26 protein-coding genes and 1 pseudogene are annotated in these 25,336 nt (G+C 66.0%); 16 read left to right on the forward strand and 11 right to left on the reverse strand.

Features of this window, described 5'->3' with window-relative positions:
* Window positions 1-6 precede the first annotated feature (6 nt).
* The 5 genes from B3E91_RS08535 (at window position 7) to tldD (ending at window position 8,337) form a co-directional block, all read left to right on the forward strand.
* Window positions 7-615: a Maf family protein gene (locus tag B3E91_RS08535; RefSeq protein ID WP_287029065.1), complete on the forward strand. Its 609-nt coding sequence runs from the start codon at window positions 7-9 to the stop codon at window positions 613-615.
* 70 nt (window positions 616-685) lie between these two features.
* Complete coding sequence (gene rng, locus B3E91_RS08540; RefSeq protein ID WP_287029066.1) at window positions 686-2,143, forward strand: ribonuclease G; 1,458 nt, start codon at window positions 686-688, stop codon at window positions 2,141-2,143.
* Window positions 2,140-5,985, forward strand: a complete 3,846-nt coding sequence (locus B3E91_RS08545) for a YhdP family protein (protein WP_414708222.1) — start codon at window positions 2,140-2,142, stop codon at window positions 5,983-5,985. Before rng ends, B3E91_RS08545 begins: the two co-directional genes overlap by 4 nt.
* Window positions 5,986-6,031: 46 nt before the next feature.
* Window positions 6,032-6,880, forward strand: a complete 849-nt coding sequence (locus tag B3E91_RS08550; protein ID WP_287029067.1) for a carbon-nitrogen hydrolase family protein — start codon at window positions 6,032-6,034, stop codon at window positions 6,878-6,880.
* A gap of 2 nt (window positions 6,881-6,882) precedes the next feature.
* Entirely contained in the window at window positions 6,883-8,337 is a 1,455-nt protein-coding gene (gene tldD, locus B3E91_RS08555) for a metalloprotease TldD (protein WP_287029068.1), read from the forward strand.
* Between the two features lie 18 nt (window positions 8,338-8,355).
* Here the strand turns inward: tldD and yjgA are convergent, their stop codons facing one another.
* On the reverse strand, window positions 8,356-8,877 hold the full coding sequence (gene yjgA, locus B3E91_RS08560) for a ribosome biogenesis factor YjgA (RefSeq protein ID WP_090226424.1): 522 nt from the start codon (window positions 8,875-8,877) through the stop codon (window positions 8,356-8,358).
* A gap of 104 nt (window positions 8,878-8,981) precedes the next feature.
* On the opposite strand from yjgA, the gene pmbA reads away from it, so the two are divergent.
* From pmbA to B3E91_RS08575, 3 genes and pseudogenes are all read left to right on the forward strand, one after another.
* On the forward strand, window positions 8,982-10,328 hold the full coding sequence (gene pmbA / locus B3E91_RS08565) for a metalloprotease PmbA (RefSeq protein ID WP_090226427.1): 1,347 nt from the start codon (window positions 8,982-8,984) through the stop codon (window positions 10,326-10,328).
* A 1-nt stretch (window position 10,329) separates the two neighbouring features.
* Window positions 10,330-11,388, forward strand: coding sequence for a J domain-containing protein (locus B3E91_RS08570; RefSeq protein WP_287029069.1), 1,059 nt, complete (start codon window positions 10,330-10,332; stop codon window positions 11,386-11,388).
* A gap of 151 nt (window positions 11,389-11,539) precedes the next feature.
* Window positions 11,540-11,977: pseudogene (locus B3E91_RS08575) on the forward strand (ZIP family metal transporter); the annotation flags it as partial.
* 9 nt (window positions 11,978-11,986) lie between these two features.
* Here B3E91_RS08575 and B3E91_RS08580 read toward each other — a convergent pair.
* The 10 genes from B3E91_RS08580 to B3E91_RS08625 all read right to left on the reverse strand — a co-directional run bounded on the left by B3E91_RS08580 (window position 11,987) and on the right by B3E91_RS08625 (window position 19,036).
* Window positions 11,987-12,259, reverse strand: coding sequence for an HPr family phosphocarrier protein (locus B3E91_RS08580; protein WP_273232525.1), 273 nt, complete (start codon window positions 12,257-12,259; stop codon window positions 11,987-11,989).
* Window positions 12,260-12,269: 10 nt separating this feature from the next.
* Complete coding sequence (gene rapZ / locus B3E91_RS08585; RefSeq protein WP_273232528.1) at window positions 12,270-13,127, reverse strand: RNase adapter RapZ; 858 nt, start codon at window positions 13,125-13,127, stop codon at window positions 12,270-12,272.
* A gap of 9 nt (window positions 13,128-13,136) precedes the next feature.
* Window positions 13,137-13,601 (reverse strand): PTS IIA-like nitrogen regulatory protein PtsN, encoded by a 465-nt coding sequence (ptsN, locus tag B3E91_RS08590; RefSeq protein ID WP_090226437.1) that lies wholly within the window; start codon window positions 13,599-13,601, stop codon window positions 13,137-13,139.
* 9 nt (window positions 13,602-13,610) lie between these two features.
* Window positions 13,611-13,919: a ribosome hibernation-promoting factor, HPF/YfiA family gene (gene hpf, locus B3E91_RS08595; RefSeq protein ID WP_090226441.1), complete on the reverse strand. Its 309-nt coding sequence runs from the start codon at window positions 13,917-13,919 to the stop codon at window positions 13,611-13,613.
* Window positions 13,920-14,053: 134 nt separating this feature from the next.
* Window positions 14,054-15,553 (reverse strand): RNA polymerase factor sigma-54, encoded by a 1,500-nt coding sequence (locus tag B3E91_RS08600; protein ID WP_273232531.1) that lies wholly within the window; start codon window positions 15,551-15,553, stop codon window positions 14,054-14,056.
* Between the two features lie 133 nt (window positions 15,554-15,686).
* Complete coding sequence (gene lptB / locus B3E91_RS08605; RefSeq protein ID WP_090226447.1) at window positions 15,687-16,412, reverse strand: LPS export ABC transporter ATP-binding protein; 726 nt, start codon at window positions 16,410-16,412, stop codon at window positions 15,687-15,689.
* Window positions 16,412-16,969, reverse strand: coding sequence for a lipopolysaccharide transport periplasmic protein LptA (lptA, locus tag B3E91_RS08610; RefSeq protein ID WP_273232536.1), 558 nt, complete (start codon window positions 16,967-16,969; stop codon window positions 16,412-16,414). The genes lptB and lptA overlap by 1 nt, the downstream gene beginning before the upstream one ends.
* Entirely contained in the window at window positions 16,956-17,525 is a 570-nt protein-coding gene (gene lptC, locus B3E91_RS08615; protein ID WP_273232538.1) for an LPS export ABC transporter periplasmic protein LptC, read from the reverse strand. The genes lptA and lptC overlap by 14 nt, the downstream gene beginning before the upstream one ends.
* A 9-nt stretch (window positions 17,526-17,534) precedes the next feature.
* Complete coding sequence (locus B3E91_RS08620) at window positions 17,535-18,062, reverse strand: KdsC family phosphatase (protein WP_287029072.1); 528 nt, start codon at window positions 18,060-18,062, stop codon at window positions 17,535-17,537.
* Window positions 18,062-19,036 carry a KpsF/GutQ family sugar-phosphate isomerase gene (locus tag B3E91_RS08625; RefSeq protein ID WP_090226457.1) on the reverse strand — a complete coding sequence of 325 codons (975 nt, stop codon included), beginning with the start codon at window positions 19,034-19,036 and terminating at the stop codon, window positions 18,062-18,064. The genes B3E91_RS08620 and B3E91_RS08625 overlap by 1 nt, the downstream gene beginning before the upstream one ends.
* Before the next feature lie 231 nt (window positions 19,037-19,267).
* Here B3E91_RS08625 and B3E91_RS08630 point away from each other — a divergent pair, with 231 nt between their 5' ends.
* From B3E91_RS08630 to hisG, 8 genes are all read left to right on the forward strand, one after another.
* Complete coding sequence (locus B3E91_RS08630) at window positions 19,268-20,077, forward strand: ATP-binding cassette domain-containing protein (protein WP_090226460.1); 810 nt, start codon at window positions 19,268-19,270, stop codon at window positions 20,075-20,077.
* Window positions 20,077-20,874, forward strand: coding sequence for a lipid asymmetry maintenance ABC transporter permease subunit MlaE (gene mlaE / locus B3E91_RS08635; protein WP_090226462.1), 798 nt, complete (start codon window positions 20,077-20,079; stop codon window positions 20,872-20,874). Before B3E91_RS08630 ends, mlaE begins: the two co-directional genes overlap by 1 nt.
* Complete coding sequence (mlaD, locus tag B3E91_RS08640; RefSeq protein WP_090226465.1) at window positions 20,874-21,341, forward strand: outer membrane lipid asymmetry maintenance protein MlaD; 468 nt, start codon at window positions 20,874-20,876, stop codon at window positions 21,339-21,341. Before mlaE ends, mlaD begins: the two co-directional genes overlap by 1 nt.
* Window positions 21,342-21,352: 11 nt before the next feature.
* The gene (locus tag B3E91_RS08645) at window positions 21,353-21,997 is read left to right on the forward strand and encodes an MlaC/ttg2D family ABC transporter substrate-binding protein (protein WP_273232549.1); all 645 of its coding nucleotides are present in this window, start codon (window positions 21,353-21,355) and stop codon (window positions 21,995-21,997) included.
* Window positions 21,994-22,311 carry an STAS domain-containing protein gene (locus tag B3E91_RS08650; RefSeq protein ID WP_273232551.1) on the forward strand — a complete coding sequence of 106 codons (318 nt, stop codon included), beginning with the start codon at window positions 21,994-21,996 and terminating at the stop codon, window positions 22,309-22,311. Before B3E91_RS08645 ends, B3E91_RS08650 begins: the two co-directional genes overlap by 4 nt.
* Before the next feature lie 107 nt (window positions 22,312-22,418).
* Window positions 22,419-22,658 (forward strand): BolA family protein, encoded by a 240-nt coding sequence (locus tag B3E91_RS08655; protein ID WP_090226469.1) that lies wholly within the window; start codon window positions 22,419-22,421, stop codon window positions 22,656-22,658.
* A 109-nt stretch (window positions 22,659-22,767) separates the two neighbouring features.
* The gene (gene murA, locus B3E91_RS08660) at window positions 22,768-24,033 is read left to right on the forward strand and encodes a UDP-N-acetylglucosamine 1-carboxyvinyltransferase (RefSeq protein ID WP_090226472.1); all 1,266 of its coding nucleotides are present in this window, start codon (window positions 22,768-22,770) and stop codon (window positions 24,031-24,033) included.
* Between the two features lie 276 nt (window positions 24,034-24,309).
* On the forward strand, window positions 24,310-24,942 hold the full coding sequence (hisG, locus tag B3E91_RS08665) for an ATP phosphoribosyltransferase (RefSeq protein WP_090226474.1): 633 nt from the start codon (window positions 24,310-24,312) through the stop codon (window positions 24,940-24,942).
* The last annotated feature ends 394 nt before the right edge of the window (window positions 24,943-25,336 follow it).

The following is a 25,336-nucleotide window of genomic DNA, read 5'->3' on the forward strand; positions in this document are numbered from 1 at the left end:
CATTCCATGACCACACCCGTCCTCCATCTCGCCTCCGCTTCGCCACGCCGCCAGGAACTGCTGGCGCAGATCGGCGTGCGTTTCGTCAGCCGGGTCGCGCCGATCGATGAAACGCCGTTGCCTGGTGAGGCCGCGGCGGCCTACGTCGAGCGCCTCGCGCTGGCCAAGGCGCGGGCCGTGCAGGCGACCCTCGAGCAGCCGGCCGGCGCCGTGGTGCTCGGTGCCGACACCGCCGTGGTGCTCGACGGGCGCATCCTCGGCAAGCCGCGCGACCGTGACGAGGCGCTGGCCACGCTGGCCGCGTTGTCCGCACGTGAACATGAAGTGCTCACCGCCGTCGCCCTGGTCGACGCTCAGCGCCACGCCACGCGCGTGGTCGCCAGCCGGGTGCGTTTCCGCGCCCTGGAACGCGCGGAGATCGAGGCCTACTGGGAGACCGGCGAGCCCTGCGACAAGGCGGGCAGCTACGGCATCCAGGGGTTGGCCGCGGTTTTCGTCAGCGGGCTGCAGGGCAGCTACTCGGCCGTGGTAGGGCTGCCGCTGTGCGAAACGGCGGAACTGTTGGCGAGCTTTGGCATCCGTTGCTGGGGCACGGACGTTGTCCCGGGGTGCTGAGTTGGAAGCCAGCGCGGGAAAGCTGTACAACTCAGCCACTGCCCTTCGGCTTTGCGCCAACGAGAACAATATGAGCGAAGAGATCCTGATCAACATCACGCCGATGGAATCGCGCGTGGCCGTGGTGGAGAACGGTGTGCTGCAGGAAGTGCACGTCGAGCGCACCCAGCGGCGTGGCATCGTCGGCAACATCTACAAGGGCAAGGTGGTCCGCGTGCTGCCGGGCATGCAGGCGGCGTTCGTCGACATCGGCCTGGAGCGCGCGGCGTTCATCCATGCCTCGGAAATCTCCACCCGCGAAGGCAGCGCGGTGGAAAGCATCAGCGCGCTGGTCCACGACGGCCAGGCGCTGGTGGTGCAGGTGACCAAGGACCCGATCGGCAGCAAGGGCGCGCGGTTGACCACGCACCTGTCGATCCCGTCGCGCTACCTGGTGTACATGCCGCGCACCGCGCACGTCGGCATCTCGCTGAAGATCGAGGACGAGGCCGAGCGCGAACGCCTGAAGAAGGTGGTCGCCGACTGCGTTGCCGCCGAAGGCATCCAGGAGAACGGTGGCTTCATCCTGCGCACCGCTGCCGACGGCGCGCGCGCCGAGGATATCCTCGCCGACATCCGCTACCTGCGCCGGCTGTGGGACCAGATCGCCGCGCAGATGCAGGAGACCAGGGCGCCGACGGTGATCTACGAGGACCTTTCGCTGGCTCTGCGCACGCTGCGCGACCTGGTCAGCCCGCGCACCGAGAAGATTCGCATCGACTCCCGGGAAACCTTCCAGAAGGTCACCCAGTTCGTCGCCGAGCTGATGCCGGAAGTCGCCGACCGCCTGGAGCACTATCCGGGCGAGCGGCCGATCTTCGATCTCTACGGAGTCGAGGACGAAATCCAGAAGGCGCTGGAGCGCAAGGTGCTGCTCAAGTCCGGCGGCTACCTGGTGGTCGACCCGGCCGAGGCGATGACCACCATCGACGTCAACACCGGGGCGTTCGTCGGTCATCGCACGCTGGAAGAAACGATCTTCAAGACCAACCTCGAGGCGGCCACGGCCATTGCCCGGCAGCTGCGCCTGCGCAACATCGGCGGCATCATCATCATCGATTTCATCGACATGGAGGACGAGGAGCATCAGCGCCAGGTCCTGCGCACGCTGGAAAAACAGCTCGAACGCGACCATGCGAAGACCAACATCATCGGCATCACCGAGCTCGGCCTGGTGCAGATGACCCGCAAGCGCACCCGCGAGAGCCTCGAGCAGATCCTCTGCGAGCCCTGCGGCCATTGCCACGGCCGCGGCAAGCTGAAGACCCCGGAAACCACCTGCTACGAAATCTTCCGTGAAATCCTCCGCGAGGCGCGTGCCTACCAGGCCGAGGGTTACCGGGTGCTGGCCAACCAGAAGGTGGTCGACCGGCTGCTCGACGAGGAATCCGGCAACGTCGCCGATCTCGAGGCGTTCATCGGGCGCACCATCAAGTTTCAGGTCGAAACCATGTACTCCCAGGAACAGTACGACGTGGTGCTGCTCTGAGCGCGCCGCTCGACGAGGGCCGTGCGGCCCGGCTGCTCGGCGCCCTCGTGCGTGGCGGGCTGTGGGCCTGCGCGCTGTTCCTGGTGCTGGCGGCGCTGTATGTGAGCCTCGGTCGGCAACTGGTGCCGTTGCTGGCGGAGTACCGCGCCGAGGTGCAGGCCAAGGCCGGCGAGGCGTTGCAGATGCCGGTCAGTATCGGCAGCCTGGAAGGTCGCTGGCAGGGTTTCGCACCGGTGCTGTTCGCCCACGACGTGCTGGTCGGCGATGCCAATGCGCACCTGCGCCTGGAGCAGGTGCGGATCAAGCCCGACCTGCTCGCCAGCCTGCTGGCGCGGCAGGTGCGCATCGCCCATCTGGAACTGAGCGGCGTGCAACTCAGCCTGGTCCAGGACGAGGAGGGCAAGTGGGCGCTGCAGGGGCTGCCGCAGCGTCCCGACCAGCCGCCCGTGCAGCCGGCGCAGATACTCGAGCAGCTGCGCAAGGTTTCCACGCTGTCCGTGCTGGACAGCCAGCTGATCCTCAAACCCTCCGGCGCCGAGCCCATCGGCATCAGCTCGGTCGGCCTGACCCTGCGCAGCGGCGCCCGCCAGCGCCTCGATGGTCGGCTGATGCTGCCGGACGGCCAGCCGCTGATGTTCGACCTCAACAGTCGGCTGAGCGCCAGCGGCTGGCAGGACACCGAGGCCGAGTTGTACCTGAGCCTGCCGCAGAGCGACTGGGCGCAATGGCTGCCGGCGCGGCTCACCCGCGACTGGCACATCGGTGCATTGCAGGCCGGTGGCGAAGTCTGGGCCACCTGGGCCAACGGCGGCGTCGCCCGTGCGGTGGCCCGCCTGCATGCGCCTAAGGTGTCCGCCGGTTATGCCGAGCGCAAGCCGGTGACGATGGACGACCTGGCCTTCAACGCCTACTACGACCGTCGCGACGATGGCTTCGACCTGCTGGTCGATTCGCTGGCCGTGAGCCTCGGCGAAACCCGTTGGGGCGAGGTCAAGCTGGCGCTGGGGCAGCAGCGCCGTGGCGCGGCCGACGAAGTCTGGAAGCTCGCCGCCGACCGGCTCGACCTGACCCCGCTGGCACCTGCCGTCGAGGCCCTGGCGCCGCTGCCGGACACGCTCGCCGAGATCATCGACGGCCTGCAACCGCGCGGTTCCCTGCACAACGTGCAGCTGGCCTGGCAACCCCAGGCGGAGGGCGACAAGCGCGTCCAGTTCGCCGCCAACCTCGAGCGCATCGCCTTCAACGCCGTGCATGGGGCGCCCGCCGCGGAGAACGTCAGTGGCGCCATCTCCGGTGACCTCGGCCAGGGCGAGCTGCGCCTGGATGCCCCGGATTTCGTGCTGCACCTCGATCATTTCTTCCCGCAGCCGTGGAAATACCGCCAGGCCAACGCGCGCCTGACCTGGAGCCTCGATCAGGAAGCCTTCACCCTCGCCAGCCGCTACATGAAGGTCAGTGGCGACGAGGGCGAGCTCGCCGGCGACATGCTGATCCGCCTGCAGCGCGACCCGTCGCGGGAAAGCTACATGGACCTGCGCGTGACGCTGCACGACGGCGACGCGCGCTACACCGAGAAGTACCTGCCGACGGTGACGCCGGCCCTCAGCCCGGCGCTGGCCGACTGGCTGAAGACGGCGATCCGTGGCGGGCGCATCGACGAAGGCTGGTTCCAGTACCAGGGCTCGCTGATGCACGGCGCGCAGGACGGCGCCCGGTCCATCGACCTGTTCTTCAAGGTGCACGACGCCGAACTGGCCTTTCAGCCCGGCTGGCCGTCGGTGCGCGGTGCGCGGGGCGAAGTGTTCGTCGAGGACAGCGGCGTGCGGGTCGACGTCTCCGAAGGGCTGCTGCTGGACAGCCGCGTGACCGACGTCAAGGCGCGGGTGCCGCATGTGCCGGCGGGGCAGGTGTCGCGCCTGCTGATCGACGGCAAGGTCGCCAGCAGCGTGGCCGACGGCTTGAAGATCCTCCAGGAAACCCCGCTGAAGAGCGCCGCCGAATCCTTCGCCGGCTGGCGTGGCGAGGGGCCGCTGGATGGCCGTCTGCAGCTCGACATCCCGTTGAACAAGGGCGGGCAGCCGCTGGTCGTGGTCGATTTCGCCACCCAGGGCGCGACGCTGCGCATCGACAAGCCACTGCTTGAACTGAGCCAGGTGTCCGGGGCGTTCCGTTTCGACAGCGCCAAGGGCCTCAGCGCGCCGGACGTGCGTGCGCAACTGTTCGGCAGGCCGGTGCAGGGCAAGGTGTTCGCCGAAGGCAGCGCCCGGCCGCTGACACGCATCGAGGCCAGCGGCCAGGTGGCGGTGAAGACGCTCGCCGAATGGCTCGGCGTGACCCAGACGCTGCCCGTGACCGGCAGCATTCCCTATCGCCTCGGCGTGTCGATTTCCGACGACAGCCAGCTGCGCGTCGACTCCGACCTCAAGGGCGTCGGCATCGAACTGCCCGCGCCCTTCGGCAAGGGCGTCGACGAGACCCGCAACGCCACCTGGCGGATGAACCTGAGCGGTCCCGAGCGGCGCATGTGGGCCGACCTGCAGGACGCCGGCAGCCTGGCGCTGGCGATGCCGGCGAACGACCAGAAGCAGCTGCGTGGCGAGCTGCTGCTCGGCGCAGGCGCCGCGGTGGCGCCGGTCGACCGTGGCCTTAGGGTGCGCGGGAGCCTCGCCAAATTCGACCTGGATGCCTGGAAATCCGCGCTGGAGCAGAGCAAGGCGCCGGTGCAGCCGAAGGACGCGCAGCAACTGCTGCGCGCCATCGACGTGCGCATCGGTACCTTCAAGGGATTCGGACGCGAGGTGAACGACGTCAGCGCGCAGATCCAGCGTGGCCAGCACACCTGGCAGGCGATCATCGACAGTGACCCGCTGTCCGGGCGCATCGACCTGCCGGACGACGACAGCCCGGTCTACGTCGACCTGCGTCGTTTGCGCCTGCCGGCCGCCGATCCCGTGCCGCTCGATCCGCAGGCGCCGGTGGTGGAGAAACCCGATCCGCTGGCCGATGTCGATCCGCGTTCGCTGCCGGCGCTCAACCTGCATGTGGACCAGGTGTACCAGGGCGACGTGCTGCTCGGCGCCTGGTCGTTCAAGTCGCGGCCAACCGCCACCGGCGCGCGCTTCAGCGACGTGAAGCTGGGCCTCAAGGGCCTGCAGATCAACGGCGAGGGTGGCTGGGAAGGCCAGGGCGCGCCCGCCAGCTGGTTCAAGGGGAAGCTCGGCGGCGGCGATCTCTCCAACGTGTTGCTGGCCTGGGATTTCGCACCGAGCGTGACCAGCGAGAAGTTCAGCCTGGATGTCGACGGGCGCTGGCCGGGCTCGCCGGCCTGGTTCAGCCTCAAGCGTTTCTCCGGTGACATCGACGCCAGCCTGCACAAGGGGCAGTTCGTCGAGGCCCAGGGCTCCGCCTCGGCGCTGCGCGTGTTCGGCCTGCTCAACTTCAACTCCATCGGCCGGCGCCTGCGCCTGGACTTCTCCGACCTGCTCGGCAAAGGCCTCAGCTATGACCGGGTCAAGGGACGCCTGCTCGGCAGCGACGGCGTGTTCACCACCCGCGAACCGATCACCCTGACCGGGCCCTCGAGCAACCTCGAGCTGAACGGCACGCTGGACATGCTCAATGACCAGATCGACGCCAAGCTGCTGGTGACCTTGCCGGTGAGCAACAACCTGCCGATCGCCGCGCTGATCGTCGGCGCGCCGGCCATCGGCGGTGCGCTGTTCGTCGCCGACAAGCTGTTCGGTGACAAGGTGGCGCGGCTGGCCAGCGTACAGTACGACGTGGAAGGCTCGCTGCAGGACCCGAAGATCAGCTTCGACAAGCCGTTCGAGAAGCCGAAGTGAGCGGCCCGTGCGAACCCGCCGCTCTCCCTGTCCGCGTGGAGCGCCCATGAACATTGCGCTGATCCAGATGGTCAGCCAGGACGATGTCCTGGCCAATCTCGCGGCCGCCCAGCGGTTGTTGCGACAGGCCGCGGACGGCGGCGCGCGGCTCGCCGTGCTGCCGGAGAACTTCGCCGCGATGGGCCGTCGCGACGCCTTGCGCATCGGCCACGAGGAAGCCGCCGGGCGCGGACCGATCCTGCCGTGGTTGAAACGCACTGCCCGTGACCTCAGGTTATGGATAGTGGCGGGCACCGTGCCGCTGCCGGCCGATGACGAGCCGCACGGCAAGCCCAACGCCTGCTCGCTGCTGATCGACGAGGACGGCGAGCGCGCGGCGCGTTACGACAAACTGCACCTGTTCGATGTCGACGTGAGCGACAGCCGCGGTCGTTACCGGGAGTCCGATGATTACCGGCACGGCGGACAACTGGTGGTGGCGGATACGCCGGTCGGCAGGCTAGGGCTGAGCGTCTGTTACGATTTGCGCTTTGCGGAGCTGTACACGCGATTGCGCGAGGCCGGCGCCGAGCTGATCAGCGCGCCCTCGGCGTTCACCGCGGTGACCGGCGCCGCGCATTGGGACGTGCTGGTGCGTGCCCGCGCCATCGAAACCCAGTGCTACCTGCTGGCGGCGGCGCAGGGCGGCATGCACCCCGGCCCGCGCGAGACCTACGGCCATTCGCTGCTGGTCGACCCCTGGGGGCGCATCGTCGCCGAGCAGGCGGCCGGCGAGGGCGTGCTGTTCGGTCAGCGCGACGCCGAGGAACAGGCGAGCATCCGCCAGCGCATGCCGGTCACTGGCCACCGGCGTTTTTCCGTGTCGACCGCCCCGCGGCCGATCACCCTGGAGTGACTATGACGACCATGCTGCACCGCGTAAGCGAACACCTGTTGAGCCCCGGCGGCCTGAGCCTGGACGCCCTGCCGGCGTTGCTCGGTGAACTCGCCGGGCCGGGTATCGACGCCGCCGACCTGTATTTCCACGACCAGGTTTCCGAGTCCTGGGTCCTCGAGGACGGCATCGTCAAGGACGGCAGCTTCAACCTCGATCAGGGCGTCGGCGTGCGAGCGCTGTCCGGCGAGAAGACCGGCTTCGCCTACAGCAACGCGATCACCGGTGCCGCGCTGGGTGCCGCTGCCCGTGCCGCGCGCTCGATCGCCCGCGCCGGCCAGGAAGGCCGCGTGCAGGCCTTCGCCAGCCCGGACGTGCCGCGCCTGTATGCGCTGGACAACCCGCTGGACGTGCTCGACCGCGCGCAGAAGGTCGAGCTGCTCAAGCGCATCGACGTCGCCACCCGCGCGCTCGATCCGCGCATCAAGCAGGTCACCGTCAGCCTCGCCGGCGTCTGGGAACGCATCCTCGTCGCCGCGCTGGACGGCAGCCTGGGCGCGGACATCCGCCCGCTGGTGCGCTTCAACGTTAGCGTGATCGTCGAGCAGAACGGCCGTCGCGAGCGCGGCAGCCACGGCGGCGGCGGGCGTACCGACTACCGTTTCTTCCTCGACAGCGTGGGCCTCGAAGACCGCGCCACCGGCTACGCGCGCGAGGCGCTGCGCCAGGCGCTGGTGAACCTCGAGGCGATTCCCGCGCCGGCCGGCACGCTGCCGGTGGTGCTCGGGTCCGGCTGGTCCGGCGTGCTCCTGCACGAGGCGGTCGGGCACGGCCTGGAAGGCGACTTCAACCGCAAGGGCAGCTCGGCCTACAGCGGGCGCATGGGCGAGCGCGTGGCGTCGAGCCTGTGCACCATCGTCGACGACGGCACCCTGGCCGACCGCCGCGGCTCGCTGAGCATCGACGACGAAGGCACGCCGACCCATTGCACCACGCTGATCGAGAACGGCGTACTCAAGGGCTACATGCAGGACAAGCTGAACGCGCGCCTGATGGGCGTGGCGCCGACCGGCAACGGCCGTCGCGAATCCTACGCGCACCTGCCGATGCCGCGCATGACCAACACCTACATGCTGGCCGGTGAAAGCGACCCGGAAGAAATCATCCGCTCGGTGAAGAAGGGCATCTACTGCGCCAGCCTCGGCGGCGGTCAGGTGGACATCACCAGTGGCAAGTTCGTTTTCTCCACCAGCGAGGCCTACCTGATCGAGGACGGCAAGCTCGGCGCCCCGGTGAAAGGCGCGACGCTGATCGGCAACGGTCCGGAAGTGATGAACAAGGTGTCGATGGTCGGCAACGACCTGGCGCTGGACAGCGGCGTCGGCACCTGCGGCAAGGACGGCCAGTCGGTGCCGGTGGGCGTCGGTCAGCCGACGCTGAAGATCGACGGGATCACCGTGGGTGGAACCGGCGCCTGACGGCGCCGGAGCGGCGGATCAACGAAGCCCGCGCAGGGTTTCGTCGAGCTCGCGGATGTACTTGAAGACCTTGCGCGCGGCGGCCGGCGGTTTGTTGTGGGCCGCCTCGTGCTGGGCATGACGGACCAGGCTGCGCAGGTGCTGGCGGTCGGTTTCCGGGTATTCGGCAACGAAGTTTTCCAGCGTGGTGTCGTCGCCGCCGATCAGCCGGTCGCGCCAGCGTTCCAGGGCGTGAAAACGCTCGTTGTACTGGCGGGTGGACGAGTCGAGCTGGTCGACCAGGGCGAGAATCGCCTCGACGTCCTGATCGCGCATCAGCTTGCCGATGAACTGGACGTGGCGTTTGCGGGCGACGTTGGCGGTGTGCTTCGGCGCTTCGGCCAGCGCCCGGCGCAGGGCATCGGACAGCGGCATGCGTTCGAGCACGTCGGGCTTGAACTGGGTCAGGCGCTGGCCGAGCTCCTGCAACGCATGCAGCTCGCGCTTGACCTGGGATTTGCTCTTCTCCTCGGAGAAGGCATCGTCGATAGATTCAGACATGGGGGCGATCCAGTGGAAAACGCCGCCATGATAACAGCAGCCCCACGGCGGGCGCTTGCAGCCCGTTCTTGCGGCGCTGCCAACGAACAGATTGAGGAGTCGCCATGAGTTCTACAGACATCGTCGGGCCGCAGGCCCTGCCGGAATTGCAGGCGAAGGTCGAACGCATCATCGCCGAAGCCCGGCGCCAGGGCGCTACCGCCAGCGAGGTGTCGGTGTCGGTGGAGCAGGGGCTGTCCACCTCGGTGCGCCAGCGCGAGGTCGAAACCGTCGAATTCAACCGCGACGAAGGCTTCGGCATCACCCTCTACCTGGGACAGCGCAAGGGCTCGGCGAGCACCTCGGCGAGTGGCGACGCGGCGATCCAGGAAACCGTGGCGGCGGCCCTGGCGATCGCCCGGCATGCCTCCGAGGACGAGGCCGCCGGCCTCGCCGACGCCGCGCTGATGGCCCGCGAGCTGCCCGAGCTGGACCTCTACCATCCCTGGGCGATCACCCCGGAGCGCGCCATCGAACTGGCGCTGGACTGCGAGGCGCACGCCTTCGATACCGATACGCGGATTCGCAACGCCGATGGAACCAGCGTCAGCACCCACCAGGGCTGCCGGGTCTACGGCAACAGCCACGGTTTCGTCGGCGGTTACGCCAGCACCCGCCACAGCCTCAGCTGCGTGATGATCGCCGAGGCCGACGGGCAGATGCAGCGCGACTACTGGTACGACGTCAACCGCCAGGGCGAACTGCTCGGCGCGCCGGCCTACATCGGCCGCCGCGCTGCCGAGCGCGCGGTGAGCCGCCTTGGTGCGCGTCCGGTGCCGACCTGCGAAGTGCCGGTGCTGTTCGCCGCCGAGCTGGCGACCGGGCTGTTCAGTCATTTCCTCGCCGCGGTGTCCGGCGGCAACCTCTACCGCAAATCCTCGTTTCTCGAAGGCGCGCTGGGCGAGCGGCTGTTCCCCGAGTGGCTGACGCTCGACGAGCGTCCGCACATTCCCCGCGCCATGGCCAGCGCCTCTTTCGACGGCGACGGCCTGGCGACCTACGCCAAGCCTTTCGTGGCCAATGGCGAGCTGGTCTCCTACGTGCTTGGCACCTATTCCGGGCGCAAGCTGGGCATGCCGAGCACGGCGAACGCCGGAGGCGTGCACAACCTCTTCGTCAGCCACGGCGAGGAAGACCAGAAGGCCCTGCTCAAGCGCATGGGCCGCGGGCTGCTGGTCACCGAGCTGATGGGGCAGGGGCTGAACCTGGTGACCGGCGACTATTCGCGCGGCGCCGGCGGTTACTGGGTGGAGAACGGCGAGATCCAGTTCCCGGTGCAGGAAGTCACCATCGCCGGCAACCTGCGCGACATGTTCCGCCAGATCGTCGCCGTCGGCAGTGACCTCGAACTGCGCAGCAACATCCGCACCGGCTCGGTGCTGATCGAGAAGATGACGGTGGCGGGTAGCTGACATGGCGAAGAAGAAAACACTGCTGCGCGCCAAGCCGGCGCCGGGGCAGGCGATATCCGGGACTCAGCGCAAGTTCAACGGCCTGGTGGAAACCCTCGAAGGCGAGCGCGAGCGTCTGGAGGCCTGGCAGGGCGTGATCGACGACTACGAGCGCTTCTTCGGCGAGACCTACCTGCCGCTGCTGGACGCGCACTGGGCGCTCAACCGACAGCTCGCCGAGGCACTCGATCGGGCTTCCACCGGCGTCGAGCTGAGCGCCGCGCACCGTCAGCTGGTCGACGAGATCATTCTCGATTCGGTGCTGCCGCTGATCGAGAGCGGCGAGAAGGACGACTCACTGCGCGGCTTGGTCGAGCGCCACAGCGCCCTGGATTTCGACACGCTGGTGCAGCAGGCGCAGGCCCTGCAGGACGCATTGGCGGGCGAAACGGAGGATTCCGCCGATGCCGTGGAGGCCGGGGAAGGGGGCGAGTCGCGTGGTCTGTCGAGCGCTGAGCCGCCCCCCGCCGCGGAGCGCCCGCGGCTGCTGCGTGGGCGGCATGATGAAGAAGCGCGGCGTCAGGCCAGTCGCAGCGTACGCGAGGTCTACCGGCAGCTCGCCAGCAGCCTGCATCCGGACCGCGAAGCCGACAGCGCCGAACGCGAGCGCAAGACGGTGCTGATGCAACAGGTCAACCAGGCCTACGAGCGCAGCAACCTGCTGACCCTGCTGCAGTTGCAGCTGGAGATCGAGCAGATCCGGCCGAGCAACCTCGCCGACCTTGCAGACGACAAGCTCAAGCACTTCAACCGCGTGCTCACCGATCAGTTGGAGGAGGTGCGCGACGAGGTGGCGAACGAGGAGCAGCTGTTCCGCGACTGCTTCGACCTGGATCCGCAGCAGGCGGTGAATCCGAAGATCGTGCGGCGGCTGTCGCGCCAGCAGAGCGCCTTCCTCGAGGAAGACAACGCCTACCTGAGCGAGGACATCAAGCAGCTGCAGCAGCCGGAAAACCTCTTTGCCTGGCTCGACGAGCAACTCAAGCGCGAGCAGGAAGCCAAGGAGATGGGGCTCGCCTGAGCCTCCGTCGCGCTCCTCGCTCCCCCGGCTGTCAGCGCGACAGCCACGTGTAGCACCACTCCCTTCTTTGCGGTCGCCAGCTCTTTCCGGGCAGGCGACCGTTTCCGTTCTTCCTCGAAAGCCCCTGCAAGTGATCATCGGTACCCACGCGTTGTTCGGGCTGGGTCGTCGGCCGCTGTCGCCGCAGGTGCTGCTGTTCGTCATCGCCGTAGTCCCCGCACAACATCCCCGAGGGCCTGGCGGTGGGCGTTTTGGCCGGCGCGAGACTGGCCGGAGCGGACAGCGTGGCGTTGGGCATCGCGCTGCAGGATCTGCCGGAAGGCTGATCATCCCGCTGGTGCTGGTGCTGGTGCTGGTGCTGGTGGGTTGGGATGGGAAGATGGCGGGCGCTGCTGATCGGTGCGGCTTGCCGGTCGGTCGAGCCGCTGTTCGCGGTGATCTGTGCCTGGCTGGTGGCCGTTTCGACGCTGCTATTGCCCTGGGGGTTGGCGATGGCGGCGGGGGCGATGCTGACTTCGAAGCCGAGGCGAGCAGCGGCCTAGTGCTGGGGTTCTGCCTGATGAGGGGGCTGGATACCGCGCTGGCCTGAGCCGGCGCCTCACTCGCCTTCGTCGAAGCGGTTGTTGATCAGTTCGACCAGCGCGTCCAGCGCCTCGTCGCACTGCTCGCCCTCGGTATGCAGGTGGATTGCAGTGCCCATCCCGGCGGCCAGCATCATGACCGCCATGATGCTCTTGCCATCGACCAGGCTTTCCGGCCCACGCCCCACGCGAACGGCGCAGGGAAAGCGGCCGGCAACGCCGACGAACTTGGCGGCGGCGCGTGCATGCAGGCCGAGTTTGTTGATGATGGTGATTTCACACGCAGGCATCGCGGGTTCCTTAATGAAGGTCGCGGTGGCGAACCTGGACGTTCTTCAATTGTTCTTTGAGGGCGGCGCCGAGGCGTTCCGCAAGGTAGACCGAGCGATGGTGGCCACCGGTGCAACCGATGGCGACCGTGACATAGGCGCGGTTGCTGGCGGCGAAGCGCGGCAGCCATTTCTGCAGATAGGTACTGATGTCCTGATACATCTCCTGCACATCCGGTTGCGCTGAAAGGTAGTCGATCACCGGTTGCTCAAGGCCCGAATGTTCGCGCAGCTCCGGTTTCCAGTAAGGGTTGGGCAGGCAGCGCACGTCGAACACCAGGTCGGCATCCACCGGCATCCCGCGCTTGAAGCCGAAGGATTCGATGAGAAAGGCTGTGCCGGGTTCGGGCTTGTTCAGCAGGCGCAACTTGATGGTGTCGCGCAACTGGTAGAGGTTGAGGTGGGTGGTGTCGATCTTCAGGTCGGCGAGGTCTGCGATCGGGCCGAGCAGCTGGCTTTCATCGTCGATGGCTTCGGCCAGCGAGCGGGTGGCGCTGGTCAGCGGATGGCGCCGACGGGTCTCGGAGAAACGCTTGAGCAGTGTCTCCGGGTCCGCATCGAGAAACAGCACATCGGACTGGATATGCCGGCCGCGGACTTCGGCGAGCAGTTCGGGAAAACGCTGCAGGTGGCTCGGCAGGTTACGCGCATCGATGGACACGGCGACCAGAGGCTGCGCGAGTTCGGTGTGGATCAGCGCCCGCTCGGCGAGCTCGGGCAGCAGGCCGGCCGGAAGGTTGTCGATGCAATAGAAGCCGTTGTCTTCCAGCACGTCGAGCGCGGTGCTCTTGCCGGATCCGGATCTGCCGCTGACGATGATCAGACGCATAGGTTGGCCTTAGTGCCCGCTCTGTACGTCCACCACGACCTGATACAGGGCCTCGCTGCTATCCGCCGCACGCAGGCGCTCGCGCACCTCGGCACGGTCGAGCATGCTGGCTATCTGGCGGAGCAATTCGAGGTGTTCATCGGTGGCCGCCTGCGGCACCAGCAGGACGAACAGCAGGTCCACCGGCGCACCGTCGATGGCGTCGAAGTCGACCGCCGTTTCCAGGTGCATGACCGCGCTGATCGGCGATTCGCAGCCGGCGAGGCGGCAGTGGGGAATGGCGATGCCGTTGCCGAAGCCGGTGGAACCGAGCTTTTCGCGGGCAACCAGGCTTTCGAAGATGTCCTGGGTTTCCAGGGTCGGTAACTCGCGGGCGATCAGTTGGGCGATCTGCTCGAGTACACGTTTCTTGCTGCCGCCCGGCACGCCCACGAGGGCGCGACCGGGGGTCAGGATATTTTCAAGTCGGATCATAGGGGAGGGTCAGCGAGCCGCAGCACCTTGCTGGCGGTTCAGTTGCTTTTCCTTGTGCTTGATCAGCTGGCGATCCAGTTTGTCGACCAGCAGGTCGATGGCCGCGTACATGTCGTCATGCTCCGCATTGGCGACCACTTCGCCCCCGGCGATGCGCAGGGTGGCTTCGATTTTCTGTTTCAGCTTTTCGACTTCCATGATCACCTGGACGTTGGTGATCTTGTCGAAGTGTCGCTCGAGGCGACTGAATTTCTCCTCGATATAGTCGCGTAGGGCGTCGGTCACATCCAGTTGATGGCCACTGATGTTGACTTGCATACCGCTTCTCCTTGTTGCCGCTTAGAAGAGACAGGCTGACGGGCCTGCCACCGAAAATCTGGCGTTTGAGGCTCTTTTGCCGCTCTCCGGCTATCCGGAGCAGGGGAAGGCGCATGCCTTCGTTTCGGGGCTGACTACATCAGTCGCTTGCGTTCGCTCGAAGGCGCTATGCCCAGCGATTCGCGGTACTTGGCGACTGTGCGACGTGCCACCTGAATGCCCTGTGCTTCCAGTAAACCAGCGATCTTGCTGTCGCTCAACGGCTTTTTCGCGTTTTCCGCGGCGACCAGTTTCTTGATGATCGCGCGGATCGCGGTGGACGAGCATTCGCCCCCTTCCGAGGTGCTGACGTGGCTGGAGAAAAAGTATTTCAGCTCGTAGATGCCACGCGGGGTATGCATGAACTTCTGCGTGGTGACGCGGGAAATCGTCGATTCGTGCATGCCCACGGCTTCGGCGATGTCGTGCAGAACCAGAGGTTTCATCGCTTCCTCGCCGTACTCGAGGAAGCCGCGCTGGTGTTCGACGATCTGGGTCGCGACCTTCATCAGCGTTTCATTGCGGCTCTGCAGGCTCTTGATGAACCAGCGCGCTTCCTGCAGCTGATTGCGCATGAAGGTGTTGTCGGCACTGGAGTCGGCGCGGCGGACGAAGCCGGCGTAGTGGGGGTTTACCCGCAGGCGCGGCACCGCTTCCTGGTTCAGCTCGACCAGCCAGCGCTCGTTGTGCTTGCGCACGATGACGTCGGGGACCACGTATTCGGGTTCGCTGGCTTCGATCTGCGAGCCGGGCCGCGGGTTGAGGCTCTGGATCAGTTCGATGATCTGCCGAAGCTCGTCTTCCTTGAGCTTCATGCGCCGCATCAGCTGGCTGTAGTCGCGGCTGCCGAGCAGCTCCAGGTAGTCGCCGACCAGGCGTTGCGCCTCGCTCAGCCACGGGGTCTTCGGCGGTAGCTGGCGCAGTTGCAGGAGCAGGCATTCGCTGAGGTCGCGGGCGGCGATGCCGGCCGGCTCGAACTGCTGGATTCGGTGCAGAACGGCCTCGACTTCGTCGAGCTCGATGTCGAGCTCCGGGTCGAAGCCCTCGGTGATGTCCGCCAGGGATTCTTCCAGGTAACCCTGGTCGTTGATGCAGTCGATCAGCGTCACGGCGATCAGCCGGTCGGTGTCGGACATCGGCGCCAGATTGAGTTGCCAGAGCAGGTGGCTCTGCAGGCTCTCGCCGCTGGACGTGCGCGAGGTGAAATCCCACTCGTCGTCGTCATTGCTCGGCAGGCTGCTGGCGCTGGTCTGGTAGACGTCTTCCCAGGCGGTGTCGACGGGGAGTTCGCTGGGGATGCGTTCGCTGTCGTGCCAGTCGCCCTCTTCGAGGTTCTCCACGGTGGGTACGGTGGATTCCTGGAACGCCACTTCCTGGGTGCCGGGATTGGGCAGCGCGTCGCCGTCGGCAAGCGGGTCGGTGTTGTCGAAGTCCTCGCCTTCCTCCTGACGCTCGAGCATCGGGTTGGATTCCAGCGCCTCCTGGATTTCCTGTTGCAGGTCCAGGGTGGACAGTTGGAGCAAGCGAATGGCCTGTTGCAGCTGAGGAGTCATCGTCAGCTGCTGGCCCATCTTGAGAACGAGCGATGGTTTCATGGCAGACCTTGATTACCGGCGTCTAACGCCTGTGCACTGCTGAGCGCCGGAGCGCCGCCGGAAGCAAATTATATGCCCGATTTTAGAATGATTTTCCAGAGATGGGGAGCCTTTGCGCAGCGAAAAGCCTTCGCTACAGACGAAACTCGTGGCCCAGATACACCTCTTTGACGATCTGGTTGGCCAGGATCGTCTCGGCGTCGCCTTCGGCGATCAGCCGGCCGTCGTTGACGATGTAGGCGGTCTCGCAGATGTCGAGGGTCTCGCGGACGTTGTGATCGGTGATCAGGACGCCGATGCCCTTGTTCTTCAGGTGATGGATGATCTGCTTGATGTCGCCCACGGAGATCGGGTCGACGCCGGCGAAGGGCTCATCGAGGAGGATGAACTTCGGCGAGGTCGCCAGGGCGCGGGCGATCTCGACGCGGCGACGCTCGCCACCGGACAGGCTCATGCCGCGGTTGTCGCGGATGTGGCTGATGTGGAACTCCTGCAGCAGGTCTTCCAGCGCCTTGCGCCGGCCGGCGCCGTCGAGGTCCTTGCGGGTCTCGAGGATCGCCATGATGTTGTCGGCGACGCTGAGCTTGCGAAAGATCGAGGCTTCCTGCGGCAGGTAGCCGATGCCGGCGCGGGCGCGGCCGTGCATGGGCTGGTGGCTGACGTCCTGATCATCGATCAGCACGCGGCCCTGATCGGCCTGCACCAGGCCGACGATCATGTAGAAGCAGGTGGTCTTGCCGGCGCCGTTGGGGCCGAGCAGGCCGACCACCTGGCCACTTTCGATCGACAGGCTGACGTCACGGACGACCTGGCGCCCCTTGTAGCTCTTCGCCAGGTGCTGGGCTTTCAGTGTGGCCATTACTGGGGTTGCCCCTGCTGCTCTTTTTTCTTCGGCTGGATCACCATGTCCACCCGCGGGCGCGGCGCGGTGACGTTGTTGCCGGTCGCGCGGCCGGCATTCACGATCTGCCGCCGGGTGTCATAGACGATCTTCTCGCCCTGGAAGGTGTTGCCCTGCTGCACGACCTTGGCCTGGTCGATCAGGACGATACGTTCGTTGTCGGCGAAATACTGGATGGTCAGGCCATAGGCCTTGACCAGCGGCTTGTCGGCCGCCGGCTTCTGTTCGTAGTAGGCGGGACGGCCGACCGAGGTGAAGACCTTGATGTCGCCGTTCTTGTCCTGGGTGATGGTCACCGTATCGCCGGTGATCTTCAGGGTGCCCTGGGTGATCACCACGCCACCGCGGTAGACCGCGACGCCCTGCTTGTCGTCGAGTTCGGCGCTGTCCGCCTGGACGCGGATCGGCTGGTCGCGGTCGGAGGGGAGGGCCCATGCGCCTGCGCTTCCTAGCGCGCCGCCCAGGCTGATCAACAGGGGAAGAGCACGGAGGGAGAAACTTTTAACGAGCCTCATACTGGCCTCTTACGTTGGACTTCAGGGTCATCCTGTTGTCATTCAGATACGCTTTCATTCCATTTGCCGTGGTCACCCCGTTGGCGGCGTCGATTCTAACGGCTTGCTCGGTCTGCGCATATTGCTGCTTGGGGAATACGGTCAGGCGGCTGGTGGTGAGGACCGTCGGGCGGCCCTTGGCGTCGGTTCGCTCGACGCGCACCGCATCGATCAGTTCGGCCTGGGTGCCGCCGGGCGCGACTTCCGCGCGGTCGCTGCGTACATGCCAGGGCAGGTCCGTGCCGCGATAGAGCATCAGGTCCGGCGCGCTGACCAGGGTGATGTCGCTGGCCTTGACATGCTCCAGCTTGGTCGCGGTCATCTCGTACTGCAACTTGCCGTCGGGCTGGTACTGCAGGGTGTGGGCGTTGTCCGCGTAGAAATCGATCTCGGTGTCGTCGGCCTTGGCGCTTGGCCGGTCGAGGAAGGTCTCCGGGCGGATGTTCCAGTAGCCGAGCGCCACGAGCAGTGCGGCGAACAGCGCCAGGGGGCCGAAGGTGCGCAGTTTACGAAGCATCGCAGGACCTCAGAGGTAGGCTGACTGGGCGGCGTCGAGCGTGCCCTGGGCGGCCATGATGAACTCGCAGAATTCGCGCGCCGCACCTTCGCCGCCGCGGGCACGGGTGACGCCGTGGGCATGCTGGCGAACGAAGGCGTCGGCGCTGGCCACCGCCATGCCCAGGCCGACCCGGCGGATCACCGGCAGGTCGGGCAGGTCGTCACCCAGGTAGGCGACCTGTGCGTAGTCCAGGTTGAGTTGGCCGAGCAGTTCGTCGAGCACCACCAGTTTGTCTTCGCGACCCTGATAAAGGTGCTGGATGCCCAGGTTCTGCGCGCGGCGCTCGACCACCGGCGTCTTGCGTCCGCTGATGATCGCGGTACTCACGCCGGAGCCGATCAGCATCTTGATGCCGTGGCCGTCGAGCGTGTTGAACGTCTTGAATTCGCTGCCATCGGTGAGGAAGTACAGCTTGCCGTCGGTGAGCACGCCGTCGACATCGAAGATCGCCAGCTTGATCGCCCGGGCGCGTTGCAGCAGGTCGGCATCGCCCATCACATCACCCCCGCGCGCAGCAGATCGCCCAGGTTGAACGCGCCGATCGGCTTGTCGGCCTCGTCGACCACTACCAGCGCGCTGATCTTGTTGTCTTCCATGATCTTCAGCGCCTCGGCGGCGAGCATGTCGGGGCGCGCGGTCTTGCCATGCACGGTCATGACCTCGTCGATCAGCGCCTGGCGAATGTCCAGGTCACGGTCCAGTGCGCGGCGCAGATCGCCGTCGGTGAAGATTCCGGCGAGGTGACCCTCCGGATCGGTCACCGCCGTCATGCCCAGGCCTTTCTGGCTCATTTCCAGTAGCGCCTGGCGCAGCGACGTGCCCTTGGCCACCTGCGGCAGCGCAGCGCCGCTGTGCATCACGTTCTCGACCTTGAGCAGCAGGCGCCGGCCCAGCGCGCCGCCGGGATGGGAGAAGGCGAACTGTTCGGCGGTGAAGCCTCGCGCTTCCATCAGGGCGATCGCCAGCGCATCGCCGAGGACCAGCGCGGCCGTGGTGGAGGAGGTGGGTGCCAGGCTCAGCGGGCAGGCTTCCTTGTCGACGCCGGCGTCCAGGTGCACGTCGGAGGCGAGCGCGAGCAGCGATTGCGGATTGCCGGTCATGCCGATCAGCTTGATCCCGAGGCGCTTGATCAGCGGCAGCAAGGTGACGATTTCGGCGGCGGTGCCGGAGTTCGACAGCGCCAGCACCACGTCATCGCCGGTGATCATGCCCATGTCGCCATGGCTGGCTTCGGCAGGGTGGACGAAGAACGACGTGGTGCCGGTGCTCGCCAGGGTGGCGGCGATCTTGCGGCCGATGTGGCCGGACTTGCCCATGCCGAGCACCACCACGCGCCCCTTGCTGGCGAGGATCAGCTCGCAGGCTCGGGTGAATTCGCCGTCGAGACGGGGCAGCAGGCCCTCGATCGCTTCGATTTCCAGGCGGATCGTGCGTTGGGCCGATTGGATCAGGTCGTTCGATGGAGTCATGGGCGGCGGCGGTTCGATCAAAAGGGAACGATTATACCGGCAAAGGCCGTTGACGCTCACCTGCCTTCGCCCGGGGCGCGCGGGCAAAACATGCAACCGCATGCGTCGCCGTCTTTGGGCGCTGTCGCGGCGGTGCTATAGTGCGCGCCCAAACCGGCTGGCCGCAAAACGCCTGTGCCCTCCCGAGAGCGCACGGCGTCTGCTGCATAGGCTGTGTGGCAAGGAGTATCAATGAGCGGCGATAACGGTTATGCGGTCGAGCTGAAGGGCGTCACCTTCATGCGCGGCACGCGTAGCATCATGAACAATGTCGACATCCGCATCCCGCGTGGCAAGGTCACCGGGATCATGGGGCCGTCCGGCAGTGGCAAGACCACCCTTCTTCGGCTCATCGCCGCCCAACTGAAGCCTTCCAGCGGCGAGGTGTGGGTCAACGGGTACAACCTGCCGTGCCTGTCGCGCCACGAACTGTTCGACATGCGCAAGCAGATGGGCGTGCTGTTCCAGAGCGGCGCGCTGTTCACCGACCTAGACGTGTTCGAGAACGTCGCGTTTCCGCTGCGCGTTCACACCAAGCTGCCCGAAGAAATGATCCGCGACATCGTCCTGATGAAGCTGCAGGCGGTCGGCCTGCGCGGTGCCGTCGAGCTGATGCCCGACGAACTCTCCGGTGGCATGAAGCGCCGCGTCGCGCTGGCCCGGGCCATCGCGCTGGACCCGCAGATCCTCATGTACGACGAGCCCTTCGTAGGCCAGGACCCGATCGCCATGGGCGTCCTGGTGCGCCTGATCCGGCTGCTCAACGATGCCCTCGGCATCACCAGCATCGTGGTTTCCCATGACCTCGCCGAAACCGCCAGCATCGCCGACTACATCTATGTGGTGGGCGATTCGCAGGTCCTTGGCCACGGTACGCCGCAGTCCCTGCGCGAGTCGGATAACCCGCGCATCCGCCAGTTCATGAAAGGCACTCCGGACGGTCCGGTGCCGTTCCACTATCCGGCAGCGGACTTCCGCGACGAACTCCTGGGGGGGCGCTGATGCGCAAGAAGTCTGTCCTCGAACGGGTGCGTCTGCTCGGCAAGGCCGGCATCGACACGCTCGCCGCATTGGGGCGTTCCACGCTGTTCCTGCTGCGTGCCCTGTTCGGGCGTAGCGAGCTGGGCGGCGGCATGCAGCTTCTGGTTCGCCAGCTGTATTCGGTCGGCGTGATGTCGCTGGCGATCATCGTGGTGTCCGGCATGTTCATCGGCATGGTGCTGGCGCTGCAGGGCTACAACATCCTCAGCAAGTACGGCTCGGACCAGGCGGTCGGCCAGATGGTCGCACTGACCCTGCTGCGCGAGCTCGGCCCGGTGGTCACCGCATTGCTGTTCGCCGGTCGCGCCGGGTCGGCCCTGACGGCCGAGATCGGCAACATGAAGTCCACCGAGCAGCTTTCCAGCCTGGAAATGATCGGTGTCGATCCGCTCAAGTACATCATCGCGCCGCGCCTGTGGGCCGGTTTCATTTCCATGCCGCTGCTGGCGATGATCTTCAGCGTGGTCGGCATCTGGGGCGGGGCGATGGTTGCCGTGGACTGGCTGGGAGTCTACGAAGGCTCCTTCTGGTCGAACATGCAGGGCAGCGTCACCTTCACCTCGGACGTGCTCAACGGGGTGATCAAGAGCGTCGTTTTCGCCTTCGTGGTGACCTGGATCGCCGTGTTCCAGGGCTACGACTGCGAGCCGACCTCCGAAGGAATCGGCCGCGCGACGACCCGAACCGTGGTCTACGCCTCTCTGGCCGTGCTCGGGCTGGACTTTATTCTGACCGCTTTGATGTTTGGAGATTTCTGATGCAAATCCGCACCCTCGAAATTGGTGTCGGCCTGTTTCTTCTGGCCGGGCTGCTGGCACTGCTGCTGCTCGCCCTGCGCGTCAGCGGTCTGTCGCCGACGGCGGATACCAATACCTACACGCTGTATGCGCACTTCGACAACATTGCGGGTCTTACCGTAAGGGCGAAGGTGACCATGGCCGGTGTCAACATCGGCAAGATCACCGCTATCGACCTGGACCGCGATACCTACACCGGTCGCGTGACCATGGCGATAGACGAGTCGGTGAACAACCTGCCGACCGATTCGACCGCGTCGATCCTCACGGCTGGCCTGCTGGGCGAGAAATACATCGGCATCAGCGTCGGCGGCGAGGAGGAAGTGCTGAAGGAGGGCGGTACCATTCGCGATACGCAATCGTCGCTGGTACTGGAAGACCTCATCGGCAAGTTCCTGATGAATTCGGTGAATAAAGAAGCCAAATGAGGATGTGCACCATGATGACTGCCTTGCGCCGCGGCCTGCTGATCCTGCTTGCCGCTCTGCCACTCTTCGCCAACGCCGCGCCCTCCGCGCAGCAGGTCGTGCAGAAGACCGTGGACGAGCTGCTTTCCGACCTGCAGGCCAACAAGCAGCAGTACAGCACCGACCGCGAAGCCTTCTACAAGGCGCTCAACGACATCCTCGGGCCGGTGGTCGACTCCCAGGGTATTTCGCGCAGCATCATGACCGTGAAGTACTCGCGCAACGCGTCGCCCGAGCAGATCAGCCGCTTCGAGGAAAACTTCAAGCGCAGCCTGATGCAGTTCTACGGCAACGCGCTGCTCGAATACGACAACCAGGACATCAAGGTCCAGTCCGCCAAGGAAGACGGCGAGCGCGCTACGGTCGGCATGAACGTGACCGACAGCAAGGGCACCGTCTACCCGATTTCCTACACCCTGGTGAAGCTCAACGACCAGTGGATGCTGCGCAACGTGATCATTAACGGCATCAACATCGGCAAGCTGTTCCGCGACCAATTCGCCGACGCGATGCAGAAGAACGGCAACGACCTGGACAAGACCATCGACGGCTGGGCCCAGGTGGTCGAGAAGGCCAAGGAAACCGAGGCCGGCAAGAAGGCGGCGGCCGCTCAATGAGCGACGTCAGCCTTGCCAGCATTCGCGAGGATGCGCCCGGTGAACTGGCCCTGGTCGGTGTGATCGACTACGGCTCGGGGCCGGCCTTGCGCGAAGCCGGTCGCGAGCTGATTGCGGCGAGCAGCGTCAACCGTCTGGTCATCGACTGCGCCGACGTGGAGAAATCCAGCAGCGTCGGGGTTTCCCTGCTGCTGTCGTTCATGCGCGATGCCAGGCAGGCCGGCAAGTCGCTGGTGGTGCGCAATCTGCCCTGCGACATGCGGCAGATCGCGCAGGTGAGCGAGGTGCTCGAGGTCCTGCCGCTGGAAGCCTGACCGCGTCCGATCTGCGGATTCGCAGGCGCAAGGCTTTTTTTGTATCATTGCCGGCCCGCGAGCCCAGGCTCTGCCGTCAAGTATTCGTGCGTCGATCGAGGTTCAACATGCAGGCCACACAAGTGAAACAATTCCTGGAAGAGAAACTGCCGGGAGCCGTGGTGGAAGTCGAAGGCGAAGGCTGCAACTTCCAGTTGAACCTGATCAGCGACGAGTTGGCCGCGCTCGGCCCGGTCAAGCGCCAGCAGCAGGTCTACAGCCATCTCAATCCCTGGATCGCCGACGGCAGCATCCATGCGGTGACCATGAAGTTCTACAGCCAGAGCGCCTGGGCTGAGCGCGCCTGAGGCGCGCCGTTCACCTCGACACCCCATTCACCAGGCAGCCGCGCACCCCTTCGCCGCGGCGCCCGATTCATCCAACGCGGCCCGCGAGCCTGCTGGCGACGAGATTCCCATGGACAAACTGATCATTACCGGCGGCATTCCCCTGAAGGGTGAAATCCGCATCTCCGGGGCGAAGAACTCGGCGCTGCCGATCCTCGCCGCGACCCTCTTGGCCGACACCCCGGTCACCGTGTGCAACCTGCCGCACCTGCACGACATCACCACCATGATCGAGCTGTTCGGGCGCATGGGCGTGGAGCCGGTGATCGACGAGAAGCTCAGCGTCGAAGTCGATGCCAGCAGCATCAAGACGCTGGTCGCGCCCTACGAGCTGGTCAAGACCATGCGCGCCTCGATCCTCGTGCTCGGCCCGATGGTCGCCCGTTTCGGCGAGGCCGAGGTGGCGCTGCCTGGCGGTTGCGCGATCGGTTCGCGTCCGGTCGATCTTCACATTCGCGGTCTCGAGGCGATGGGCGCGCAGATCGACGTCGAAGGCGGCTACATCAAGGCCCGCGCCCCGGCGGGTGGCCTGCGTGGCGCCAAGTTCTTCTTCGATACGGTCAGCGTGACCGGCACCGAGAACATCATGATGGCCGCCGCTCTGGCCAACGGCCGCAGCGTGCTGGAAAACGCCGCGCGCGAGCCCGAAGTGGTCGACCTGGCCAACTTCCTGATCGCCATGGGCGCGCAGATCAGCGGTGCCGGCACCGATACCATCGTCATCGACGGCGTCAAACGTCTCGGCGGCGGACGCTACAGCGTGATGCCCGACCGCATCGAGACCGGCACCTACCTCGCCGCCGCCGCCGCCACCGGTGGCCGGGTGAAGCTCAAGGACACCGATCCGACCATCCTCGAAGCCGTGCTGCTCAAGCTCCAGGAAGCCGGCGCCTCGATCGATACCGGCGACAACTGGATCGCCCTCGACATGAAGGGCAACCGGCCGAAGGCGGTGAACATCCGTACCGCACCGTACCCGGCGTTCCCCACCGACATGCAGGCGCAGTTCATCTCCCTCAACGCCATCGCCGAAGGCACTGGCGCGGTGATCGAGACGGTGTTCGAGAACCGCTTCATGCACGTCTACGAGATGAACCGCATGGGCGCGCAGATTCTCGTCGAAGGCAACACCGCCATCGTCACCGGCGTGCCGAAGCTCAAGGGCGCTCCGGTCATGGCCACCGACCTGCGCGCCTCCGCTAGCCTGGTGATCGCCGGCCTGGTGGCCGAGGGCGACACGCTGATCGACCGCATCTACCACATCGACCGTGGCTACGAGTGCATCGAGGAAAAACTGCAGTTGCTGGGCGCGAAGATCCGTCGCGTGCCGGGCTAAGGGTCTGATGACGTTCCGTCGCGGCCGCGCCGAGCTCGTTTTTTCGCGGAGCTAGGCGCGAGGAGAGAAGTTTGCTTATTCCAAATGAGCGACCAGTAACGACGGTCCACAAAAAATCGAGCCCGTCCCGCAGGGTTGCGCGCCAAATTGCGCCATGCGGCGTTGCGGGACTTGGCAATGGAACAACCATTACCTGCGCCCCGCGCCTAACCTGGCGCAATTTGGCACTGCAACGCGGCTCGCGACGGAACGTCAACAGACCCTGAAGGAAACCTCATGCTCACCATCGCGCTGTCCAAGGGACGCATTCTCGACGATACGCTGCCGCTGCTGGCCGAGGCCGGCATCGTGCCGACCGAGAATCCGGACAAGAGCCGCAAGCTGATCATCCCCACCACCCAGGATGACGTGCGCCTGCTGATCGTTCGCGCCACCGACGTGCCGACCTACGTCGAGCACGGTGCCGCCGACCTCGGCGTGGCCGGCAAGGACGTGCTGATGGAGTACGGCGGGCAGGGCCTCTACGAGCCGCTCGATCTGCGCATCGCCAAGTGCAAGCTGATGACCGCCGGCGCCATCGGCGCGCCGATGCCCAAGGGCCGGCTGCGCGTGGCGACCAAGTTCGTCAACGTCGCCAAGCGCTACTACGCCGAGCAGGGCCGCCAGGTCGACATCATCAAGCTCTACGGTTCGATGGAGCTGGCGCCGCTGGTGGGCCTGGCCGACAAGATCATCGACGTGGTCGACACCGGCAACACGCTGAAGGCCAACGGCCTCGAAGCGCAGGAGCTGATCGCCACCATCAGCTCCCGGCTGATCGTCAACAAGGCGTCGATGAAGATGCAGCATGCGCGCATCCAGGCGCTGATCGACACCCTGCGCGCGGCCGTCGAACGACACCATCACTGACCACCGTGCGGCCCGGCCGCATCCGCCTATCCGCGTCATAGCCATATTCTCAGGTGCCCGCGCGGACGGCTTGGTAGTCTAGCGGCGCCTGAGACCTGTCCACGATCCGCCGCGCCGATCGGGCCGTGTCGAAAGCGTATCCGGGGTGGCTTCATGAACCGCCCCGTGCCGCTTTTGCCCCGCCTCCTCTGCGTGCGCGATGATCCCGACAGCTCATCGAATCGCCAATCAAGAGGCTCGCCATGACCGCTCCCATCGCCATCCGCCGACTCGACGCCACCGATCCGGATTTCGCCACGCATCTGGATCATCTGCTGAGCTGGGAGAGCGTGTCCGACGAGGGCGTCAACCAGCGCGTGCTGGACATCATCCGCGCCGTGCGCGAGCGCGGCGA

This window comes from Pseudomonas sp. UBA6310 (assembly GCF_002438225.1).
GTDB lineage: Bacteria > Pseudomonadota > Gammaproteobacteria > Pseudomonadales > Pseudomonadaceae > Pseudomonas_O > Pseudomonas_O kuykendallii.